The 2497-nt window shown below is 73.8% G+C and carries 2 protein-coding genes and 1 pseudogene; all 3 read right to left on the bottom strand.

The genetic code is table 11. The features are described from left to right. A pseudogene (locus AB0N14_RS39800) lies at positions 1-865 on the bottom strand (1,4-alpha-glucan branching enzyme); the annotation flags it as partial. Next, positions 862-2247, bottom strand: coding sequence for a maltokinase (locus AB0N14_RS39795; RefSeq protein ID WP_366030566.1), 1386 nt, complete (start codon positions 2245-2247; stop codon positions 862-864). The gene AB0N14_RS39795 and the pseudogene AB0N14_RS39800, both read right to left, overlap by 4 nt. Positions 2248-2291: 44 nt before the next feature. Further along, the coding region (locus AB0N14_RS39790) for an alpha-glucosidase C-terminal domain-containing protein (RefSeq protein ID WP_366030564.1) at positions 2292-2497 on the bottom strand (206 nt) is incomplete at its 5' end.

Raw genomic sequence — 2497 nt, 5'->3', positions numbered from 1 at the left:
CCTTGACGTAGGCGGGGAGTTGTTCGGCCAGTTGCCGGTACGTCAGCCCCGGCCGCCAGGACGGCAGGTGCACCTCGTACACCGAGAACGGCGCCCGATGCACGGGCGTGTCCGCGCGGTGCGCCAGCCATGCGTCGTCGTGCCACTCGTACGCCGACCGGGTCACGATCGAGGCGGTCGCCGGCGGCACTTCCGTGCGGCGGGCCATGGGGTCCGCGCGTACGGTGTGGCTGCCGTCGGGGCGCGCGATGTCGAACTTGTAGCGCGTCCCGGGGCCGAGACCGGGCACGAACAGCTCCCACACCCCGGAGGAACCGAGCGAGCGCATGGGGTACGCGCGGCCGTCCCAGTGGCAGAAGTCCCCGCACAGCCGGACCCCTCGGGCGTTCGGCGCCCACACCGTGAAGCGGGTGCCGGTCACGCCCTGGTGGGTCATGGGGTGGGCGCCGAGTGCCTTCCACAGCTCCTCATGGCGTCCCTCGCCGATCAGGTGCAGGTCGAACTGGCCGAGCGCGGGCAGGAAACGGTAGGGGTCGTCGGTCTCCTGGACGGTGTCCGCGTACGCCACGAGCAGCCGGTGGTCCGGTACGTCCCGCACCGGCAGCAGGGCCGAGAAGAAGCCGTCCCCGTCGTCGTGCAGTTCGGCCCAGGCGTCGCCGATGACGACGGTGACCGAGAGCGCGCACGGTCGCAGCGCGCGGAAGACCATCCCCTCCGGCACCGGGTGCGCCCCGAGCACGGAGTGCGGGTCGTGGTGCGTGCCGGCCAGCAGCCGCTCCCGGTCGCCGGCGGGCACGGGCGCGGGTGCCGGGGTGCCCAGGTGCGGCGAGGCGAGCGGAGGCGGGGGTGCGGTGTGCGGGGTCACGGCGTGGGCCTCCTGTCGCCGGGGCGTCGGGCGAGGCGTGCGATCGCCGCCATGGGCACCGGCAGCCAGTCGGGCCGGTGGCGGGCCTCGTACAGGACCTCGTACACGGCGCGGTCCGTCTCGTAGGCGCGCAGCAGCGCCGGTTCCGCCCGCGGGTCCCAGCCCGCCTCGGCGGCGTAGCCCTCGCAGTACGCCTCGCGACAGCGCAGCGCCCAATCGGGGTGCCACGGCCGGCGGGTATGGGCGGCGTAGTCGAAGGAGCGGAGCATGCCCGCGACATCGCGGACCGGGGACTGCGGGCGGCGCCGTTCGGGGAGCGGGCGGGCCGGTTCGCCCTCGAAGTCGATCACGTGCCACCGGCGTGCGGCCCGCAGCACCTGGCCGAGGTGCAGATCGCCGTGGATGCGCTGGGCGGGCCGGGGCGTGCCGAGCGCGGCCAGTTCGGTGAAGGCGGAGCGCAGCCCGTGGGCGTACGGCAGCAGTTCCGGTACGGCATGGGTGGCGTCCCGCAGCCGCTCCACCATGCCGGCGGTGAGAGGTCCGGTGTCGGGCGGGCCCTGGGGTTCGACGGGGAACGCGGCGGCGAGGGCCAGATGCACCTCGGCCGTGGCCCGCCCCAGTTCGTACGCCTCCTCGGTGAACTCCCGCCCGGCCGCGAGGGCGGCGAGCGCCTGTGTCCATCCGTCGGCGGCACCGTGCAGGAAGGGCTGGAGCACGCCGAGCGTCGCGGCCCAGGGGCTGGATGTGCGGAACCAGGCCACCGGCGCGGGGACGCAGGTGCAGCCCTGCCGGACCAGGGCCCAGGGCACCTCCAGATCGGGGTTGATCCCGGGCCGCACCCGGCGGAAGACCTTCAGGATGTAGGCGTGGCCGTACACCAGGGATGAGTTGGACTGCTCGGCTTCGAGGAGGCGGGGCGCGAGCCCGGTGGGTATGGTCACCCGTCTGTCGCGTTCGAAGCGGAGGGCGCCCGCGGCGCCCGGCGTGCGCAGCCGTTCCAGGAGCAGGGACGCCGAGCGCGGGTCCTGGAGGGCGTCGTACACCAGCAGCCCCGCGAGAGGTCCCTCGCTCGCCCGTCCGAGGACCGCCGGGGAGACCCGCGGGGACAGGGACTCCCCGATGCCGAGGAGCAGTTGGTAGCACTCGTGTTCCGGCGCGGCGGTCGGTGGGCGCCCGGTGCAGTCGGCGCGGACCAGGACGTGCAGGCAGCCGGGGTGCAGTTCGGTCACCGACAGCAGGGTCAGGTCCGTGACGGGCCGTCCCTTGCCGGCGAACCAGCGCTGGCGCGGCAACCACTCCCGCAGCAGACCGGAGAGCGAGGGCAGCAGCGAGGCGGGGCCGGTGCCGTCCTGGCTGAGCGTTGCGGTCTGGGTCTTCGGCATGGCCTCGCGTCCTTTCCGTGCCGGCCGACGTCAGCGGCCCTGATTCAACTGGTCACGAACACGTTGACCTTGGTGGCCTGGGGGACGTTCTTGCGGAGGCGGAACCAGTAGAAGCCGTGGCCTGCGAGGGTGAGCAGGTAGGGCAGTTCTCCGATGGCGGGGAAGCGGACCCCGCCGATCAGTTCCACCGGGTGCCGGCCCGCGAACTGGCGCAGGTCCAGCTCGGTCGGCTGCGCGAACCGGGAGAAGT

The sequence above is a fragment of the Streptomyces sp. NPDC051104 genome (genome assembly GCF_040682835.1).
Lineage (GTDB): Bacteria > Actinomycetota > Actinomycetes > Streptomycetales > Streptomycetaceae > Streptomyces > Streptomyces cynarae.
This window is presented reverse-complemented; position numbering and strand designations above follow the sequence as displayed.

Excerpts from the sequence above, each read along its gene's own strand:
- AB0N14_RS39795 (WP_366030566.1), bottom strand. The coding sequence starts at position 2,247 with ATGCCGAAGACCCAGACCGCAACGCTCAGCCAGGACGGCACCGGCCCC.